This is a genomic window from Streptomyces sp. HUAS YS2, from assembly GCF_033343995.1.
Lineage (GTDB): Bacteria > Actinomycetota > Actinomycetes > Streptomycetales > Streptomycetaceae > Streptomyces > Streptomyces solicathayae.
In genome coordinates this window covers 3,264,465-3,280,804 of sequence record NZ_CP137573.1, presented here as the reverse complement: position 1 = coordinate 3,280,804, position 16,340 = coordinate 3,264,465, and the positions used below count along the sequence as shown (strand labels likewise).

14 protein-coding genes are annotated in these 16,340 nt (G+C 72.6%); 8 read left to right on the top strand and 6 right to left on the bottom strand.

The window, feature by feature from the left end:
- Positions 1-190: 190 nt before the first annotated feature.
- The 4 genes from guaA to R2D22_RS14800 all read left to right on the top strand — a co-directional run bounded on the left by guaA (position 191) and on the right by R2D22_RS14800 (position 4,682).
- Entirely contained in the window at positions 191-1,780 is a 1,590-nt protein-coding gene (gene guaA, locus R2D22_RS14815) for a glutamine-hydrolyzing GMP synthase (RefSeq protein WP_318103691.1), read from the top strand.
- 116 nt (positions 1,781-1,896) lie between these two features.
- Complete coding sequence (locus R2D22_RS14810) at positions 1,897-2,685, top strand: class II aldolase/adducin family protein (RefSeq protein ID WP_318103689.1); 789 nt, start codon at positions 1,897-1,899, stop codon at positions 2,683-2,685.
- A 171-nt stretch (positions 2,686-2,856) separates the two neighbouring features.
- The gene (locus R2D22_RS14805; RefSeq protein WP_318103688.1) at positions 2,857-4,086 is read left to right on the top strand and encodes a hypothetical protein; all 1,230 of its coding nucleotides are present in this window, start codon (positions 2,857-2,859) and stop codon (positions 4,084-4,086) included.
- 89 nt (positions 4,087-4,175) lie between these two features.
- Entirely contained in the window at positions 4,176-4,682 is a 507-nt protein-coding gene (locus R2D22_RS14800; protein ID WP_318103687.1) for a DoxX family protein, read from the top strand.
- Here R2D22_RS14800 and R2D22_RS14795 read toward each other — a convergent pair.
- Together R2D22_RS14795 and R2D22_RS14790 are read right to left on the bottom strand one after the other, a co-directional pair.
- A complete protein-coding gene (locus tag R2D22_RS14795; RefSeq protein WP_318103685.1) occupies positions 4,589-4,852 on the bottom strand; it encodes a hypothetical protein in 264 nt (87 codons plus the stop codon). The genes R2D22_RS14800 and R2D22_RS14795 overlap by 94 nt on opposite strands.
- Positions 4,839-6,152, bottom strand: coding sequence for a PspC domain-containing protein (locus tag R2D22_RS14790; protein ID WP_318103683.1), 1,314 nt, complete (start codon positions 6,150-6,152; stop codon positions 4,839-4,841). Before R2D22_RS14790 ends, R2D22_RS14795 begins: the two co-directional genes overlap by 14 nt.
- Positions 6,153-6,326: 174 nt before the next feature.
- On the opposite strand from R2D22_RS14790, the gene R2D22_RS14785 reads away from it, so the two are divergent.
- Both R2D22_RS14785 and R2D22_RS14780 read left to right on the top strand, forming a co-directional pair.
- A complete protein-coding gene (locus R2D22_RS14785; protein ID WP_318103682.1) occupies positions 6,327-7,598 on the top strand; it encodes a PspC domain-containing protein in 1,272 nt (423 codons plus the stop codon).
- Positions 7,595-8,305 carry a response regulator transcription factor gene (locus tag R2D22_RS14780; RefSeq protein ID WP_318103680.1) on the top strand — a complete coding sequence of 237 codons (711 nt, stop codon included), beginning with the start codon at positions 7,595-7,597 and terminating at the stop codon, positions 8,303-8,305. The genes R2D22_RS14785 and R2D22_RS14780 overlap by 4 nt, the downstream gene beginning before the upstream one ends.
- Positions 8,306-8,327: 22 nt before the next feature.
- On the opposite strand, the gene R2D22_RS14775 is transcribed toward R2D22_RS14780, so the two are convergent.
- Both R2D22_RS14775 and R2D22_RS14770 read right to left on the bottom strand, forming a co-directional pair.
- Entirely contained in the window at positions 8,328-8,729 is a 402-nt protein-coding gene (locus tag R2D22_RS14775) for a DUF3291 domain-containing protein (protein ID WP_318103679.1), read from the bottom strand.
- 113 nt (positions 8,730-8,842) lie between these two features.
- Positions 8,843-9,907, bottom strand: coding sequence for a C40 family peptidase (locus R2D22_RS14770; RefSeq protein ID WP_318103677.1), 1,065 nt, complete (start codon positions 9,905-9,907; stop codon positions 8,843-8,845).
- A gap of 190 nt (positions 9,908-10,097) precedes the next feature.
- Here R2D22_RS14770 and R2D22_RS14765 point away from each other — a divergent pair, with 190 nt between their 5' ends.
- Positions 10,098-10,451, top strand: a complete 354-nt coding sequence (locus R2D22_RS14765; RefSeq protein ID WP_318103675.1) for a hypothetical protein — start codon at positions 10,098-10,100, stop codon at positions 10,449-10,451.
- 230 nt (positions 10,452-10,681) lie between these two features.
- Here R2D22_RS14765 and R2D22_RS14760 read toward each other — a convergent pair whose 3' ends face one another.
- Positions 10,682-11,848: a C40 family peptidase gene (locus R2D22_RS14760; protein ID WP_318103673.1), complete on the bottom strand. Its 1,167-nt coding sequence runs from the start codon at positions 11,846-11,848 to the stop codon at positions 10,682-10,684.
- 239 nt (positions 11,849-12,087) lie between these two features.
- Here R2D22_RS14760 and pcrA point away from each other — a divergent pair, with 239 nt between their 5' ends.
- Positions 12,088-14,541, top strand: a complete 2,454-nt coding sequence (gene pcrA, locus R2D22_RS14755) for a DNA helicase PcrA (RefSeq protein WP_318103672.1) — start codon at positions 12,088-12,090, stop codon at positions 14,539-14,541.
- Positions 14,542-14,621: 80 nt separating this feature from the next.
- On the opposite strand, the gene R2D22_RS14750 is transcribed toward pcrA, so the two are convergent.
- On the bottom strand, positions 14,622-16,133 hold the full coding sequence (locus R2D22_RS14750; RefSeq protein ID WP_318103670.1) for a M23 family metallopeptidase: 1,512 nt from the start codon (positions 16,131-16,133) through the stop codon (positions 14,622-14,624).
- Positions 16,134-16,340: the final 207 nt, after the last annotated feature.

The window sequence follows — 16,340 nt, the reverse complement described above, 5'->3', positions numbered from 1 at the left end:
CATGGCAGCCGGTGGGCCGGTTGCCATAGGTAAAGGAGAAGATCGTGAGCTTGCGCATGGGGGACAGTATGGCCCCGTTTGCAACGGCCCGGTCAACCGGGTTCGGATGGTGAGACGAAAGGGACTACCGGCGCGCCGGTAGAATCGACAAATAGAGACCCCTCCCAACCCCCGCCGGAAGGCCGCCGTAGTGTCCTCAGCGCACCCCGCTGCCGCGCCCCACTCCAACCCGGACGTAGTCCTCGTTGTCGATTTCGGCGCCCAGTACGCCCAGCTCATCGCCCGCCGTGTCCGTGAGGCGCGGGTCTATAGCGAGATCGTCCCGTCCACCATGCCGGTGGCCGAGATGCTCGCGAAGAACCCGAAGGCGATCATCCTCTCCGGCGGCCCCTCCTCCGTGTACGCCGAGGGCGCCCCGCGGCTGGACCGCGCGATCTTCGAGGCCGGCGTCCCGGTCTTCGGCATGTGCTACGGCTTCCAGCTGATGGCGACCACGCTCGGCGGCACCGTCGACAACACGGGCGCCCGCGAGTACGGCCGTACCCCGCTGCACGTCTCCAAGGCCGGCTCGACGCTGTTCGAGGGCACGCCGGTCGAGCAGTCCGTGTGGATGTCGCACGGCGACGCCTGCTCCGCCGCCCCCGAGGGCTTCACCGTCACCGCGTCCACCGACGTCGTGCCGGTCGCCGCCTTCGAGAACGACGAGAAGAAGCTGTACGGCGTCCAGTACCACCCCGAGGTGCTGCACTCCACGCACGGCCAGCAGATCCTGGAGCACTTCCTCTACCGCGGCGCCGGCATCGAGCCGAGCTGGACCACCGGCAACGTCATCGAGGAGCAGGTCGCGGCGATCCGTGCCCAGGTCGGCGACAAGCGCGCCATCTGCGGTCTCTCCGGCGGCGTCGACTCGGCCGTGGCCGCCGCGCTGGTGCAGAAGGCCATCGGCTCGCAGCTCACCTGCGTGTACGTCGACCACGGTCTGATGCGCAAGGGCGAGACCGAGCAGGTCGAGAAGGACTTCGTGGCCGCCACCGGCGCCAACCTGAAGGTCGTCGACGCGCAGCAGCGCTTCCTCGACGCGCTGGCCGGCGTCTCCGACCCGGAGACCAAGCGCAAGATCATCGGCCGCGAGTTCATCCGCGTGTTCGAGCAGGCGCAGCTGGAGATCCTCCAGGAGGAGGGCCCCGAGGTCGCGTTCCTGGTCCAGGGCACGCTCTACCCGGACATCGTCGAGTCCGGCGGCGGCACCGGCACCGCCAACATCAAGTCCCACCACAACGTGGGCGGCCTCCCCGACGACATCGAGTTCGAGCTCGTCGAGCCGCTGCGCCAGCTGTTCAAGGACGAGGTCCGTATGGTCGGCCAGGAGCTCGGCCTGCCGGACGAGATCGTCCAGCGCCAGCCGTTCCCCGGCCCCGGTCTCGGCATCCGCATCGTCGGCGAGGTCACCAAGGACCGCCTCGACCTGCTCCGCGAGGCCGACGCGATCGCCCGCGAGGAGCTGACGGCCGCCGGTCTCGACCGCGAGATCTGGCAGTGCCCGGTGGTGCTGCTCGCCGACGTCCGCTCCGTGGGCGTCCAGGGCGACGGCCGCACCTACGGCCACCCGATCGTGCTGCGCCCCGTGTCGTCCGAGGACGCCATGACCGCGGACTGGTCGCGCCTGCCGTACGACGTGCTCGCGCGGATCTCCACCCGGATCACCAACGAGGTCGCCGACGTGAACCGCGTCGTCCTCGACGTGACCAGCAAGCCGCCGGGCACCATCGAGTGGGAGTAGTCCCACCGCGTTCCACCGTCGGAGCCGCCGCCCCCTCGCGCAGGGGCGGCGGCTCCGCCGCTTTCGGCGTGTGATCTCTCTGGTCAGTTCGACGGCCCGGCGTTACCTTCCCGCCCATGAGCGAGACACCGGCCCCCATACCCGCGGATCGGCTCCACTTCGCGACGCCCCCCGTCCACGCGACCGCCGACGAGGAGCGGACGTACCGCAGGCAGCGGCTCGCGGGCGCGCTCCGGCTCTTCGGACGGTTCGGATACGAGGACGGCGTCTCCGGTCACCTCACCGCCCGGGACCCCGAGTACGACGACTGCTACTGGGTGAACCCGTTCGCCGTGCCGTTCGCCGAGATGACCGCGAGCGACCTGCTCCTCGTCGACGGGGACGGCCGGGTCCGGCACGGCGCGCACCGCGTCAACCAGGCGGCCTTCGGGGTGCACGCCGCCGTGCACCGCGCCCGGCCCGAGGTGGTCGCCGTCGCCCACGCCCACACCGTCCACGGCCGCGCGCTGTCCGCGCTCGGCGAGCTGATCGAGCCGATCACCCAGGAGTCCTGCGACTTCTACCGCGACCACGCCCTCTTCGACGCGTTCACCGGCGCGGCCGTCGACCAGGACGAGGGGCCGGCGATCGCCGCCGCCCTCGGCCCGTACAAGGCGCTCGTGCTGCGCAACCACGGACTGCTCACCGTCGGCGGCTCCGTCGACGCGGCGGCCTGGTGGTTCATCCAGATGGAGCGCGCCTGCCGGATCCAGCTCGCCGCGCGGGCCGCGGGCAAGCCGGTCCTCATCGGGCACAAGGACGCGCTCGCCTCCCGGTCCCAGACCGGCAACGACCTGGTGGCCTGGTTCAGCTATCAGCCGCTGTGGAACCGGATCAGTCGTGCGGAGCCCGAACTGCTGTCGTAGCCAAGTCGGATATGAGCGACTGACTCGTCAATACGATCAGGCGGCAATCACTCTCCGGCGGGGCGCGCGGAGCACCGGAAGGACTCCCTCCGTGCGGCACAATTCCGTGTACTCGGACGGCAGTTGACGGTCGGCCCGGGAACATCGACCAAACCGGCAGGGGAGTGCGCCGTGGCGCTGCAGGAGGCGGAACAGTGCGCCGACCGGACGGCGTGCGCGCACGGCGGGCGCGAGGCACACCGCCGCGCCGTCGCCGCCTTCCTCGCCCGCCGGGAGGAACTGGCAGCCGGACGCGGCGTGCCCGCCGCGCTGGCCCACTCGCCCGTCGCGTCCAGGCAGTGGGTCTCCGACGAACTCGCCCAGTCCGCCCGCGCCGTCACCGCGCGCGGGCGCGCCGCCGGCGAGGAGTGGACCGCCCGGGTCCGCCGGGCCAGCCTGCTCGGCGTCGGCGGGGGACTGGTGGCGCTGCTGCTCGCCCAGGCGTTCACCGCGATCGGCGCCGGCTGGACCACCGCCCGGACCTGCGCCCTGCTCGCCGCCGTCCTCACCGCCGCCGCGCTGCTCGCCGCCGCGCTCGCGCACCGCGCCCGCGGCGGCCTCCTCGCCCCGCTGCTCGGCGAGGACAACCGGCTCTCCACCTCCCGTACCGTCGCGGCGGCCTGGCTGTTGTTCGCCGGCCACACCGTGCTGCTGCTTGCGCTGTGCCGGGTCGCCGGCGCGGGGCCGGTGGACCTCGGGCTCAACCGGGGCGCCGGCCTCCTCACCGTGTTCGCGCTGGTGTCGGTGACCGCCGTCGCCGTGCGCCGGATCGTGCTCGTACGGGTCCTGGGGCGGCGGCTGCAGAAGGTGCGCGCGGACCGGCCGCGCGCCGCCGACCTGCTCTGCGACGACGGCGGCCGGGCCTGCCTCGCCGACGTCCAGTACGTCCTGGTCTCCGCCGTGGCCCTCGTGTACGCAGCGGCCGAACTGGCCGGCGCGCCTGCCCGGCTGCCGCAGCTCCCGTGGTCGCTCGTCGTCCTGGTGGGGGTGTCGACGGCCGGGTACCTCGCCGGGAAGGGCGCGGAGGGCGGCCGGCCGGTGGTCCTCTCGGTGGTCCGGGCCCGCGAGGCGGGTGACCTGGACGCGCCGATCCGGATCGGTGACGACATCGAGATCCGCGGCGCGGGCTTCGTGCCCCCGGGCGCCGCCGGGCCCGAGGCGCTGACTCGGCTGGTCGTGCGGATCGGGCCGGTGCACACGCACGTGCCGCTGGTCCCGGTGCCGGGCGGCTTCGCCAACCCGACCGACGGCGTGCTCACCGTCCCGCTGCCGGCGGACGTGGAGCCCGGCCGGGTGGAGGTGTCGGTGGTCACCGCCGCCGGCCTGGAGACCGACCGGGTCACGATCGACGTCGCCGACTGAGCCTTGTGGCCCCCTCCCACGTACCTCCTGGCAGGGGGTCCGAGGACAATCGGTTCTGCGGACAGTGGCGTGGGAGAGGCGGACCGGCGATGACGAACCTGCACCGGGCGACGGCGGACGACGGGATCGACGGCTGGAGGGCGACGGCGTCGCGGTACGCCCTGCTGCCGCTGCGCGTCTTCCTCGGCGTCACCTTCATCTACGCCGGGCTCGACAAGCTCACCGACCCGGCGTTCCTCTCCGACACCGGCAGCGGCTCGATCGGCGAGATGATGCGCGGCGTCCGCGACGGCGCCGCGATCCCCGCGATGGTCGACCTGGCCCTGAAGAGCCCCAGCGGGTTCGGCTACGCGATCGCCGTCGGCGAGCTGGCCGTCGGCCTCGGCACCCTGGCCGGGCTGTTCGCCCGGGTCGCCGCCCTCGGCGGGGCGCTGATCTCGCTGAGCCTGTGGCTGACCGTGAGCTGGCAGGTGAAGCCGTACTACTACGGCAACGACCTCGCCTACCTGATGGCCTGGCTGCCGCTGGTGCTCGCCGGGGCGTCGGTGTTCTCGCTGGACGCGCTGATCGCCGAACGACGGCGTCGCAACCGGTAGGCGACCAGGGCCGCGAGGCCCGCGAGAGCCAGGCCGCCGCAGGTCACCGGGAACACCAGGTACCAGGGGGTGACCCAGGCGCCCGCGGCGTCGCCGCCGTACAGCACCGCCAGGGTCAGCGCGGTCGCGCCCGCGAGCAGTCGGCCGGGACGGAACTCATGCAGCAGCACGGTCGACCTCCACCTGTCCGTATCCCAGATCCAGACGCAGTTCCAGCGTGCCGCCGGGCTTCACGCCGGCCGGCGGGGCGAGCGTGCGGCGTTCCGTGAAGTCGCCCCGCACCCGGATGTCGTCGGAGCGCTCGCCGGGCATCCGCAGGTCGGCGAAGCGGGTCCTGGCGACCAGGTGCACGGTCACGTTCCTCGGCACGATCACCTTCAGCCTGCCCGCGTCGCCCTCGGCGCCGGTGCGGACGGTCGTCCCGGCCGGGATCGCCAGACGGGACAGGTCGAGCGTGCCGACGCCGGTGCCCATCTCGTACCGCGGCTGCACCGCGGCGACGGTCGCGGGCTGCCACGTCGTGCGGACCCAGTGCGTGCCGATGTCGGAGGGCAGCGCGGCGGAGACCGCGAGCAGGCCACTGGCGACGAGTGTGACGAAGACGGTGCCGGAGCCGGTACGGCCCAGGAAGCTGCTCAGCATCATGCCCAGGCCGAGCACGCCCAGAGCGCAGACCAGGCCGATCTGGACGGCCGTGCCCAGGGGCTGGGCCTCCCACGACAGGCCGGTGCCCAGTCCCCCGGCGACCAGCGCGAGGAGGACCACCCGGCCGCCGATGGACCGCGCTCCGCGTGCCGCGCGCGGCACGGCGGCCGGGCCGCCCCACGGCGTACGGGCCTCGGCGGCGGCTTCCTGGTCCTCGTCGAGCGGGCCCCACAGGTAGCCGACCGGCACCGGGCCGGTCGACCCGTCCTTGACGATCGGGTCCCGCCACCACGACGGCGCGTCCGCGAGGGGCGGGGCCTTGGTCTCCGGCGGCGCGGCGTCGGCCACGGCCTGCGCGGCCGTGGCGTCCCGGCGCACCCGGCCGTCCGGCTCGCCCGTCCCTGCCTGGCGGCGGCGCTGGGACCAGATGGCCGCGCCGCACACCGCGATCGACAGCATCATCGCGAAGGAGAGGGTGCTGCCGTTGCCGCTCATGGTGAGGAAGAGCCCGCTGCCGACCAGCGCCGTCATCACGGCGGTCAGCGAGGCCCCGTCGACCCGGCCGGTGAGCAGCCGGCGCGCCTCGTTCTCCTCCTCCCCCTCCAGGGGGAGCGCCAGCCAGGCGAAGCCGTAGAAGATCAGTCCGACGCCGCCGGCCGCCGACAGGACGCCGACCGCGATCCGGAAGATCACCGGGTCCAGGTCGAAGTGCCGTGCCAGGCCGCCGCAGACCCCGGCCACGACCTTCTGCCGTCGTGCCCGGCGCAGTGGCGGGGCGTCGACGGCCGGCGGCGGGGCCTTCTCGGTGGTGGTCGAACGTGTCATGCGTCCATGGTGGGGGGCCGCGTCCGGCCGCGGCACCGGGGACGACCCTGGCACGTCCCTGATATTCACGACCGGCGCGTACATGCGCGCCGTACGTGCCCGCCGGCCGTCTCCGGGTGCATCTCAGGGCCGACCCTGATGTCCACGGCCCCGCCCGCATGTGACGATCGGGGCATGCCCGTTGCCGCCCATCCGACCGAGACCGACGAACCGCCGCTGCGCAAGCTCTACCGGAGTGCCGACGGCCGGATGCTCGGCGGTGTCGCGCGCGGCCTCGCCGGCCACCTCGGACTGCCCGTCGTGTGGGTGCGGTTCGTGTTCCTCGCGCTGTTCTTCGCCGACGGGCTCGGCTCGCTGCTGTACGCGGTGTTCTGGATCGTGGTCCCGCTCGGCGTCGGTGGCCGGGCTCCCGAGCCGCGGTCGCTCTTCGAGACGGCCCCCGACGGCCGGCGGCGGCTGCGCAAGCCGGACCGGGGCCAGGTCTTCGCGCTGATCGCGCTGGCGATCGGGGCCGCCGTGTTCGTGAGCAACATCGACCTCGGCGGCAGCGCCAACCGCTACATCTGGCCCACCCTGCTCATCGGGCTCGGCGTCATCCTGGTCTGGCGGCAGGCGGACAACGCCCGCCGGGCCAGCTGGACCGAGGAGGGCCGCCGCCGGCGCACGCTGCAGATCGCCCGCGGCCTCGCCGGGGTCGGCCTGGTCGGCCTCGGCCTGACCGCCTTCGTCGTGGTCCGCGGCTCCGCCGCGCAGCTCGGCACCGCGGTCACCGCCGCCATCGCGGTCCTCGGCGGCATCGCGCTGCTCGCCGGACCCTGGCTGATCAGGATGTCGCAGGACCTCTCCGAGGAGCGGACGATGCGCATCCGCGCCCAGGAGCGTGCCGAGGTGGCCGCCCACGTCCACGACTCCGTGCTGCACACCCTCACCCTGATCCAGCGGAACGCGGAGGATCCGGGGGAGGTGCGCAGGCTGGCCCGCGCGCAGGAGCGGGAGCTGCGGAACTGGCTGTACAAGCCCGAGGGCACCGGCAAGGACGAGGACGAGACACCGGACACGCTCGCCGAGGCGGTGAAGAAGGCGGCGGCCGAGGTGGAGGACAAGCACGGCGTGCCGCTGGAGGTCGTGGTGGTCGGCGACTGCCCGCTCGACGACGGGCTCGTGGCCCAGATGCAGGCCGCGCGCGAGGCCATGGTGAACGCCGCGAAGTACGGTGGCGAGGGCGGGGCCGTCCAGGTCTACGCGGAGGTCGAGGGCCGGCGGGTGTTCGTGTCCGTACGGGACCGGGGGCCGGGCTTCGACCTGGACGCGGTGCCCGGCGACCGGATGGGCGTCCGGGAGTCGATCATCGGCAGGATGCAGCGCAACGGCGGCACCGCCCGGCTGAAGTCGGCGCCGGGGGACGGCACCGAAGTGGAACTCGAGATGGAGAGGGCGGACGGATGACCGAGGAGACCACCGGGGGCGCGGGCGGGGACGCGGGCTCTCAGGCGCGTCGCGTACGGGTCGTGCTGGTCGACGACCACCGGATGTTCCGGGCCGGCGTGCAGGCCGAGATCGGGCGGACCGAGGAGACGGGCGTCGAGGTGGTCGGCGAGGCCGCCGACGTCGACCAGGCGGTCACGGTGATCACCGCGACCCGCCCGGAGGTGGTGCTGCTCGACGTGCACCTGCCCGGCGGCGGCGGGGTCGAGGTGCTGCGGCGCTGCGCGAACCTGATGGGGGCGGCCGAGAACCCGGTCCGCTTCCTCGCGCTGTCCGTGTCGGACGCGGCCGAGGACGTGATCGGCGTGATCCGCGGGGGCGCCCGCGGCTATGTGACCAAGACGATCACCGGGACGGACCTGGTCGCCTCGGTCTTCCGGGTGCAGGAGGGCGACGCGGTGTTCTCGCCGCGGCTCGCCGGCTTCGTCCTGGACGCGTTCGCGTCGACGGACGCGCCGCCGGTGGACGAGGACCTGGACCGGCTGACCCAGCGGGAGCGCGAGGTGCTGCGGCTGATCGCCCGCGGCTACGCGTACAAGGAGATCGCCAAGCAGCTCTTCATCTCGGTGAAGACGGTCGAGTCGCACGTCTCGGCGGTGCTGCGCAAGCTCCAGCTCTCCAACCGGCACGAGCTGACCCGCTGGGCGACGGCGCGCCGGCTGGTCTGACGCCGTCGGGCCCGAAGCCGCGTCAGCTCGACGTCTGCGCCGCGTCGAGGCGGCGGTGGGCGTCGTCCCAGCTGATCGGGAGCTGCTCGACGGGCGCCTCCCAGAAGGTGAACGTCGAGTCGCGCATGGTGGAGCGGAGCCCGGTCATGATGCTCCGGTGCGGCTCGGCGCGCGCGTACGCGTAGAGGGCGTCGCGGTCCTCCCAGGCCGAGAGGGTCAGGAAGGTGCGCCGCAGCGGTCGCGCGACCAGCGAGGCGCCGAGGGCTCCGGGCGCGGTGCGGACCTGGCGCCAGGCGGCCAGGGACTTGAGGAAGAACCGCGGTACGTCCTTCAGCGAGCGGACCTCGAAGCGCGAGGCCATCACGTACGCGTGGGTGGTGCTGGGGCTGGGCGGGTTCGGGGTGGTCCAGGGGAGCGTGGGCATGACACGTACCTCTTCCGGCGTCGCGCTTATTGGCTAGCGGCACTATCCATAGTGGAGAGTGCCGCTATCCATGTCAATCCCCGTAGCCCCGTGGTCCCCGTTCGGGCCGGCCCTCAGCCCACCCGGGTCGCCCCGGCGAACGGCATCTCGTCGATCGGCGCGATCCGCACCGGCGCGCCCGGCCGGGGCGCGTGGATCATCTGTCCGCCGCCGATGTAGAGCCCGACGTGGCTGATGCCCGAGTAGAAGAACACCAGGTCGCCCGGGGCCAGTTCGGAGCGCGAGACCCGCTGCCCGGCGTTGATCTGCGTGTACGTGGTGCGCGGCAGCGAGACGCCCGCGGAGCGCCAGGCGGCCTGCGTCAGCCCCGAGCAGTCGTACGCGTTCGGCCCCGTCGCACCCCACACGTACGGCTTGCCGATCGCCCCGTACGCGAACGCCACGGCCTGCGCCGCCCGCGGGTTGGGCGCGCTCACCGGGCCGCGGGCCTGTGCGCGGTCGGCCCGCGTCCCGGCCGGGGCCGCCCCGTCCTGGCGCCCGGCGCCCTGCGCCTCGTACGCCCGGCGCTGCTCTGCGGTGAGGCGGGCCAGCAGGGCCCGCGCGTCGGCGAGCTTGTCCTGCACCGTCGTCTTGTGGCGCTTCAGCGCGGCCTCGCTGCTCCTGAGGTCCGCCAGCTTCCCCGTCGACTCGGCGCGCAGTCGTCCGATCTCGGCGAGTTCGCGCCGTACCGACGCGATGGTGACGGCCTGCCGCTCGCCGGCCCGGTCGGCGAGCGCGGCCCGCTCCAGGTACTGGTCCGGGTCCGAGGTGAGCGCGAGCTGCACAGCCGGGTCGAGCCCGCCGGAGCGGTACTGCGCGGTGGCGGCGGAACCGAGCGCCGTACGCGCCTCGTTGAGCCGGGCGGTCCGCCGGGCGGACTCGTCGCGCAGGCCGTCGAGCGCCGTACGGGCCTCGTCGGCCCTCTCCTTCGCGCCGTTGTACCGCTCCGTGGCCTCCTCGGCCTCCCGGTACAGCCGGTCCACCTTCGCCTTGACCTGGGCGGGCGTGAGGCGGGGGTCGGCGTGCCCCGCGCCCTCGAAGGCGGTCGCGGTCGCCGCGCCGGCGAGGGCCAGCGTGGCGGCGGTGCGGGCGGCGGAGCCGCCGAGGGGGCGCTGCTTGGGCTTTCGGTGTGCTGCCACGAGGGCGGGTCACATCCTTTCCCTGCGGGGGAGTTCGCTGCTCGGCTCCCGGCTGCGATGGACGCTAAACCTGGGGGACACGGACGAACGGGGAGATGACCGCTATTGGTTGCGGATGTCGGCACGGGACCGTTCGGGAACGTTCCGGGTGCCGTACGGGCCGCGCAAATGCCCGGATAGGCTCCGGGCCATGGACGTACTCATCAATGTCTTCGTGGCCCTGCACATCATCGGCATCGCCTCCCTGCTGGGCGGGTTCCTCACCCAGATGAAGGCGATGGGCGCGGGAACGGCGCGCTTCGTCCCGGGCATGCTGCACGGCGCGCTGACCATGCTGGTCACCGGTGTGATCCTGGTCGGCCTGAACCAGGCCGACGACCAGCCGGTCAACAACCTGAAGATCATCATCAAGCTGGCGATCCTGGTCGCCGTCCTCGGCCTGGTCTACGTCAAGCGCGACGAGGAGTCCGTGGACAAGGGCCCCTTCATCGCGGTCGGCGCCCTCACGACCGCCAACATCTTCATCGCGACGCTCTGGACGTGATTCGGCCGGGGGTCCGGGGGTTGTCCCCGGGAAGGTGCAGCATCGCGACGCTCTGGACGTGATTCGGCCGGGGGTCCGGGGGTTGTCCCCGGGAAGGTGCAGCATCGCGACGCTCTGGACGTGATTCGGCCGGGGGTCCGGGGGTTGTCCCCGGGAAGGTGCAGCATCGCGACGCTCTGGACCTGATCCGGCCGGGACCTTGACCCGCCCCACCCGGCCGGGATCGGCCGCTACGCCGGGCGGACGCTGCCGTAGATCGGCATGTAGTAGATCGACTCCTCGCGGACGAACGCGCCCGGCTTCGGGGCGTGGATCATCTTGCCGCCGCCGATGTAGATGCCGACGTGGCTGATGTCGTCGTAGAAGAAGACCAGGTCGCCGGGGAGCAGGTCGCCCGTGGCGACCCGGGTGCCCACCTTCACCTGGTCCCAGGTGGTGCGCGGCAGGTCCACGCCGGCCGCCTTCCAGGCGGCCTGGGTCAGGCCGGAGCAGTCGTACGAGCTGGGGCCGGTGGCGCCCCACACGTAGGGCTTGCCGATCTGCGCGCGGGCGAAGTCCAGGACCTTCGCCGCCTTCGCCGCGTACGTGTCGCCGCCGCTCGTCGGCGGCTCCGGGGTGGGCGTCGTCGGCTGCTGCGTCTCCTGCTGCCGCTCCCGCGCGGCCTGCTCCTGGCGGAGCCGCTCGGCCTCCGCGGCCTCCGCGCGGGCCTGCTCCTCGGCCTTGCGGCGGGCCTCGGCGGCGCGCTTGCGCTCCAGCTCGGCGAGCCGGGCCTTCTCCTCGGCGGTCAGCCGCGACAGCAGGCCCCGGGCCTCGGCCAGCTTGTCCTGGACCGCCTTCTTGCTCTTCTGCAGGGCCTTCTGCGACTCGGTGAGCGTCGCCAGGCTCTTCGTCGCCTCGGCGCGCTGCTTCGCCGCCGCGGCCCGCTCGCCCTCGTACTCGGCGACCGCCCCGCGCTGCCGGGCGGTCATGCGGTTCATCAGCTGCGTCTGGTCGAAGTACGCCTGCGGGCTGTCCGCGAAGATCAGCGCGGCGGTCGGGCTCACCGCGCCGGTCCGGTACTGGGCCGCGGCGTAGGCGCCCAGCGCCCGCCGGGTCTCGTTGATCGACTCGGTGCGCTCCGCGGCCTCGTCGAGCATCGTCTGCACCTTGCGGCGCTGCTTGTCCGTGCTCTCCTTGGCGCGGTTGTACTCCTGCGTCGCCGTGCCGGCCTGCCGGTAGAGGTCGTCGACCTTCTTCTGCACCTCCTCCACCGTCGGCTTCGGCGGCGCCGCGGGCGCGGCCTCGGCGCTCTGCGTGGAGAGCAGGGTGACCGACGCGAGCGCGGCCGTCGTGACGCCGACGGCCGGAGAATGCGGGCGGGTGCTGCGCGGCTTGCGGTGGGATGCCAAGGCCGGCATCTCCTTCCCGTGGGGGAACGGAGGAGCCCCGGTGGAGAAACGCGGGGCGCGGGCTGTTGGGCGTGCACGCTAGCCAAGTCCCGGTGCCCCTGGGAAGGTTGCCGGGCGTTATGTCCGATACATTTTCGTGACCTGATGCGGACTGTCACCCTCCGTATGTCGCCGGTGACGTGCTGGTCCCCGCTCCCTGCCGGAAGGCGGGGCGGGTTGTCGGTGCGGCGGCCTAGACTCGTTGAGCGATGAGCAGCCTCTTTGACGACAGCTTCCTGGCGAGCCTCCAGAACCACTCCTCGGAGGAGCCCCCGCCCCCGCCCGAGGACCACGAGCACGGCGCCCCGGTTCAGGAGGAGGTCCCGCACGACCTCTTCGGGGACCACTTCGACGTGCCCGCGGCCCGCGACGCCCATTACCGCGACGGCGCCCCGCGCCCGGTCGTGGACGCCGCCGCGCTCCTCGACGGGCTGAACGAGCAGCAGCGCGCCGCCGTCGTCCACACCGGCTCCCCGCTGCTCATCGTCGCGGGCGCCGGCTCCGGCAAGACGAGGGTGCTCACCCACCGCATCGCCCACCTCCTGGCCACCCGGCACGTCCATCCCGGCCAGATACTGGCGATCACCTTCACCAACAAGGCCGCCGGCGAGATGAAGGAGCGCGTCGAGCAGCTCGTCGGCCCGCGCGCCAACGCGATGTGGGTCATGACGTTCCACAGCGCGTGCGTGCGCATCCTGCGCCGCGAGAGCAAGAAGCTCGGCTTCACGTCCTCGTTCTCGATCTACGACGCCGCCGACTCCAAGCGCCTGATGGCACTGGTCTGCCGCGACCTGGACCTGGACCCGAAGAAGTTCCCGCCGAAGTCCTTCACGGCCAAGATCTCGAACCTCAAGAACGAGCTGATCGACGAGGAGACCTTCGCCGACCAGGCCGCCGACGGCTTCGAGAAGACCCTCGCCGAGGCGTACCGGATGTACCAGGCGCGGCTGCGCGAGGCCAACGCGCTGGACTTCGACGACATCATCATGACGACGGTCCACCTGCTCCAGGCGTTCCCGGACGTCGCCGAGCACTACCGCCGCCGCTTCCGCCACGTCCTCGTCGACGAGTACCAGGACACCAACCACGCCCAGTACACGCTGGTGCGCGAGCTGGTCGGCGAGGGGTACGAGGACCTGGCACCGGCCGAGCTGTGCGTCGTCGGTGACGCGGACCAGTCGATCTACGCCTTCCGCGGCGCGACGATCCGCAACATCCTCCAGTTCGAGGAGGACTACCCGGACGCGACGACGATCCTGCTGGAGCAGAACTACCGCTCGACGCAGACGATCCTCTCCGCCGCCAACGCGGTCATCGAGCGCAACGAGTCCCGCCGCCCCAAGAACCTGTGGACCAACGCGGGCGCGGGCGCGCAGATCACCGGCTACGTCGCGGACACCGAGCACGACGAGGCGCAGTTCGTCGCCGACGAGATCGACCGGCTCACCGACGCGGGCGACGCGAAGGCGGGCGACGTCGCAGTCTTCTACCGGACCAACGCGCAGTCCCGTGTCTTCGAGGAGATCTTCATCCGCGTCGGCCTGCCGTACAAGGTCGTCGGCGGCGTGCGCTTCTACGAGCGCAAGGAGGTCCGGGACGTCCTGGCCTACCTGCGCGTCCTCGCCAACCCCGAGGACAACGTCCCGCTGCGCCGCATCCTCAACGTGCCCAAGCGGGGCATCGGCGAGCGCGCCGAGGCGATGATCGACGCCCTCTCGCTGCGCGAGAAGATCACCTTCCCGCAGGCCCTCAAGCGGGTCGACGAGGCGTACGGCATGGCCGCGCGGTCGGCGAACGCCGTCAAGCGGTTCAACACGCTCATGGAGGAGCTGCGGACGGTCGTCGAGTCCGGCGCCGGACCGGCCGTCGTCCTGGAGGCCGTCCTGGAGCGGACCGGCTACCTCGCCGAGCTCCAGGCCTCCACCGACCCGCAGGACGAGACCCGGATCGAGAACCTGCAGGAACTCGCGGCGGTGGCCCTGGAGTTCGAGCAGGAGCGTGGGGAGGAGGAAGGGGCCGGCACGCTCGCCGAGTTCCTGGAGAAGGTCGCGCTCGTCGCCGACTCCGACCAGATCCCCGACGAGGACGAGGACGGCTCCGGCGTCATCACGCTGATGACGCTGCACACCGCCAAGGGCCTGGAGTTCCCGGTGGTCTTCCTCACCGGCATGGAGGACGGCGTCTTCCCGCACATGCGGGCGCTCGGCCAGACCAAGGAGCTGGAGGAGGAGCGCCGGCTGGCGTACGTGGGCATCACGCGCGCCCGCGAGCGGCTCTACCTGACCCGCTCGGCCATGCGCAGCGCCTGGGGCCAGCCCTCGTACAACCCGGCCTCCCGGTTCCTGGAGGAGATCCCGGCGACGTACCTGGAGTGGAAGCGGACCGGCCCGATGTCCAAGCCGGCCGGGCCGACCGCCGGGATCACGTCCTCGCTCTCCTCGTCCCGGGCCCGCTCCGGCCCGTCGGGCTTCGCGACCCGCCGGACGACCGAGAAGCCGGTGGTCACGCTCCAGGTCGGCGACCGCGTCACGCACGACCAGTTCGGCCTGGGCACGGTCATGGCGGTGACCGGCGCGGGCGCGGACGCGCAGGCGACGATCGACTTCGGCGACGAGAAGCCCAAGCGGCTGCTGATGCGGTACGCACCGGTCGAGAAGCTGTAGCCGCTCGGCACGGACACGAGAAGGGCCCCGGCCGCTGTGGCCGGGGCCCTTCTCGTACGCGCGGTGTGTGCTCCGGGGGCTCAGCCCACCGGGTTGAGGCCGTGCTGCAGCAGCCAGGGCAGCGGGTCGATGGCCGAGCCGCCGCCGGGCCGGACCTCGAAGTGCAGGTGCGGGCCGGTGGAGTTGCCGGAGTTGCCGGAGTACGCGATCACGTCGCCGGCCTTGACCTTGCCGGAGCGGATCTTGGTGCTGCTGAGGTGGCAGTACCAGGTCTCCGTGCCGTCCTTGGTGGTCACGATCGCCATGTTGCCGTAGGCGTTGTTCCACTGGGTGCGCACGGTGCCGTCGGTCGCGGCCATCACGGGCGTGCCGTACTGGACCGGGAAGTCGATGCCGGTGTGCAGGGACATCCAGTTGACGCCGGACTGGCCGTAGCGGGCGCTGAGCTGGTGCAGCTTGACCGGCAGCACGAACTTGGGGCGCAGGGCCTCCTTGCGGGCCGCCTCCTCCTCGCGCTTCTTCTTCTCCGCGTCCTGCCGCGCCTTGAGGTCGATGCGCTCCTGGGTGCGGCTGGCGCGGTCGCCGAAGTCGCGGGCGTCGGCGCTGAGCGCGGCGAGCTGCGTGTCGAGCTCGGTGTTCGCGGCGACCGGCTTCACGGAGGAGGGGTCGGCCGCGGCCATCGAGGTCGTGTCGTCCGCCTTGTCGGCGTCGGTGAGTCCACTGACCGAGGCGGCGGCGATGCCGGCGACGCCCATGACGCAGGCCGAGGGGACGGCGACGGTGAGGAGCGCGGAGCGCTTCGCCGGGGTACGGCGGCGGCCGCGGCTGCCGCCGGAGGCGCGGCGCACGGGGCGGGCCTCGACGCGGGACTCGGGGAGCTCGACGCGCGGGGCGATCATGGTCTCGGCGGAGTGCAGCGAGGCGTCCTCGCCGTCCGCGTCGGCGTAGTCGTCGTACGCGTCGTGACCCTCGGCCGGATAGTCGGCGTACGCGTCGTGGGCGTCCGTGGCGACGGGCTCGGGCGTGGCGAAGTCCAGCACCTCGAACTCGGCCGTCATGTCGGCCTGCGGCGCGGCCTGCGGCTCCGGCGCGGCGTCGTAGGTGCTGTAGCCGTCCTGGTACCCGTAGCCGTAGCCCGGTGCGGTGTCGTGCTCGGGCGTGTACTGCTCCGGGACGACCGGCTCCGCGTGCGCGGTCCCGTCCGGCGCGTAGTTCCAGGCGGTGGCGTCGTACGCGCCGGTGTCGTAGTGCTGGGCACCCGTCCACTGGGCGGTGGCGTCGTAGGAGGCGAACTGCGAGGCGTCCCACTGGCCGGTCTGCTGCTGGGCGGCCTGGGCCTGGTTCCAGGCGGTGGCGTCCCACTGGCCCGTGGTGTCGTACTGCTGGGCACCCGGCTGTTGCGCGACGTAGGCGTCGTACGCGGGGGCGTCCCACTGCTGACCGCCACCGGTCCACCGGGTGCTGTCGTACTGGCCGCTCTGTCCGGCGTCGTAGCCGCCCGGCATAGCGCCGAACAGCGGGTCGGTGGCGAAGCTGCCGGTCATGTGGGCGTCGTCTCCGACGTACCCGGCGTGGGGGTGCTGGTCGTTCACCAACTTCTCTCTCGCCTCGGCAGCAGGACCAGTCCGGGACGGGCGACCTGAAGGGGGTGTCCCGGGGGCAATCAGTGGCGCGACTGTACCCGGCGGTACGCACGGCCGACAATCTTCGGCAGGTTTTGGCCGCGCGGGAAACGGGCAATCGGCCGCGTTTTGGCGCTCTGTGGGCAGAGCCTTGGCCTTGTGTTCGAGGAACGTTCG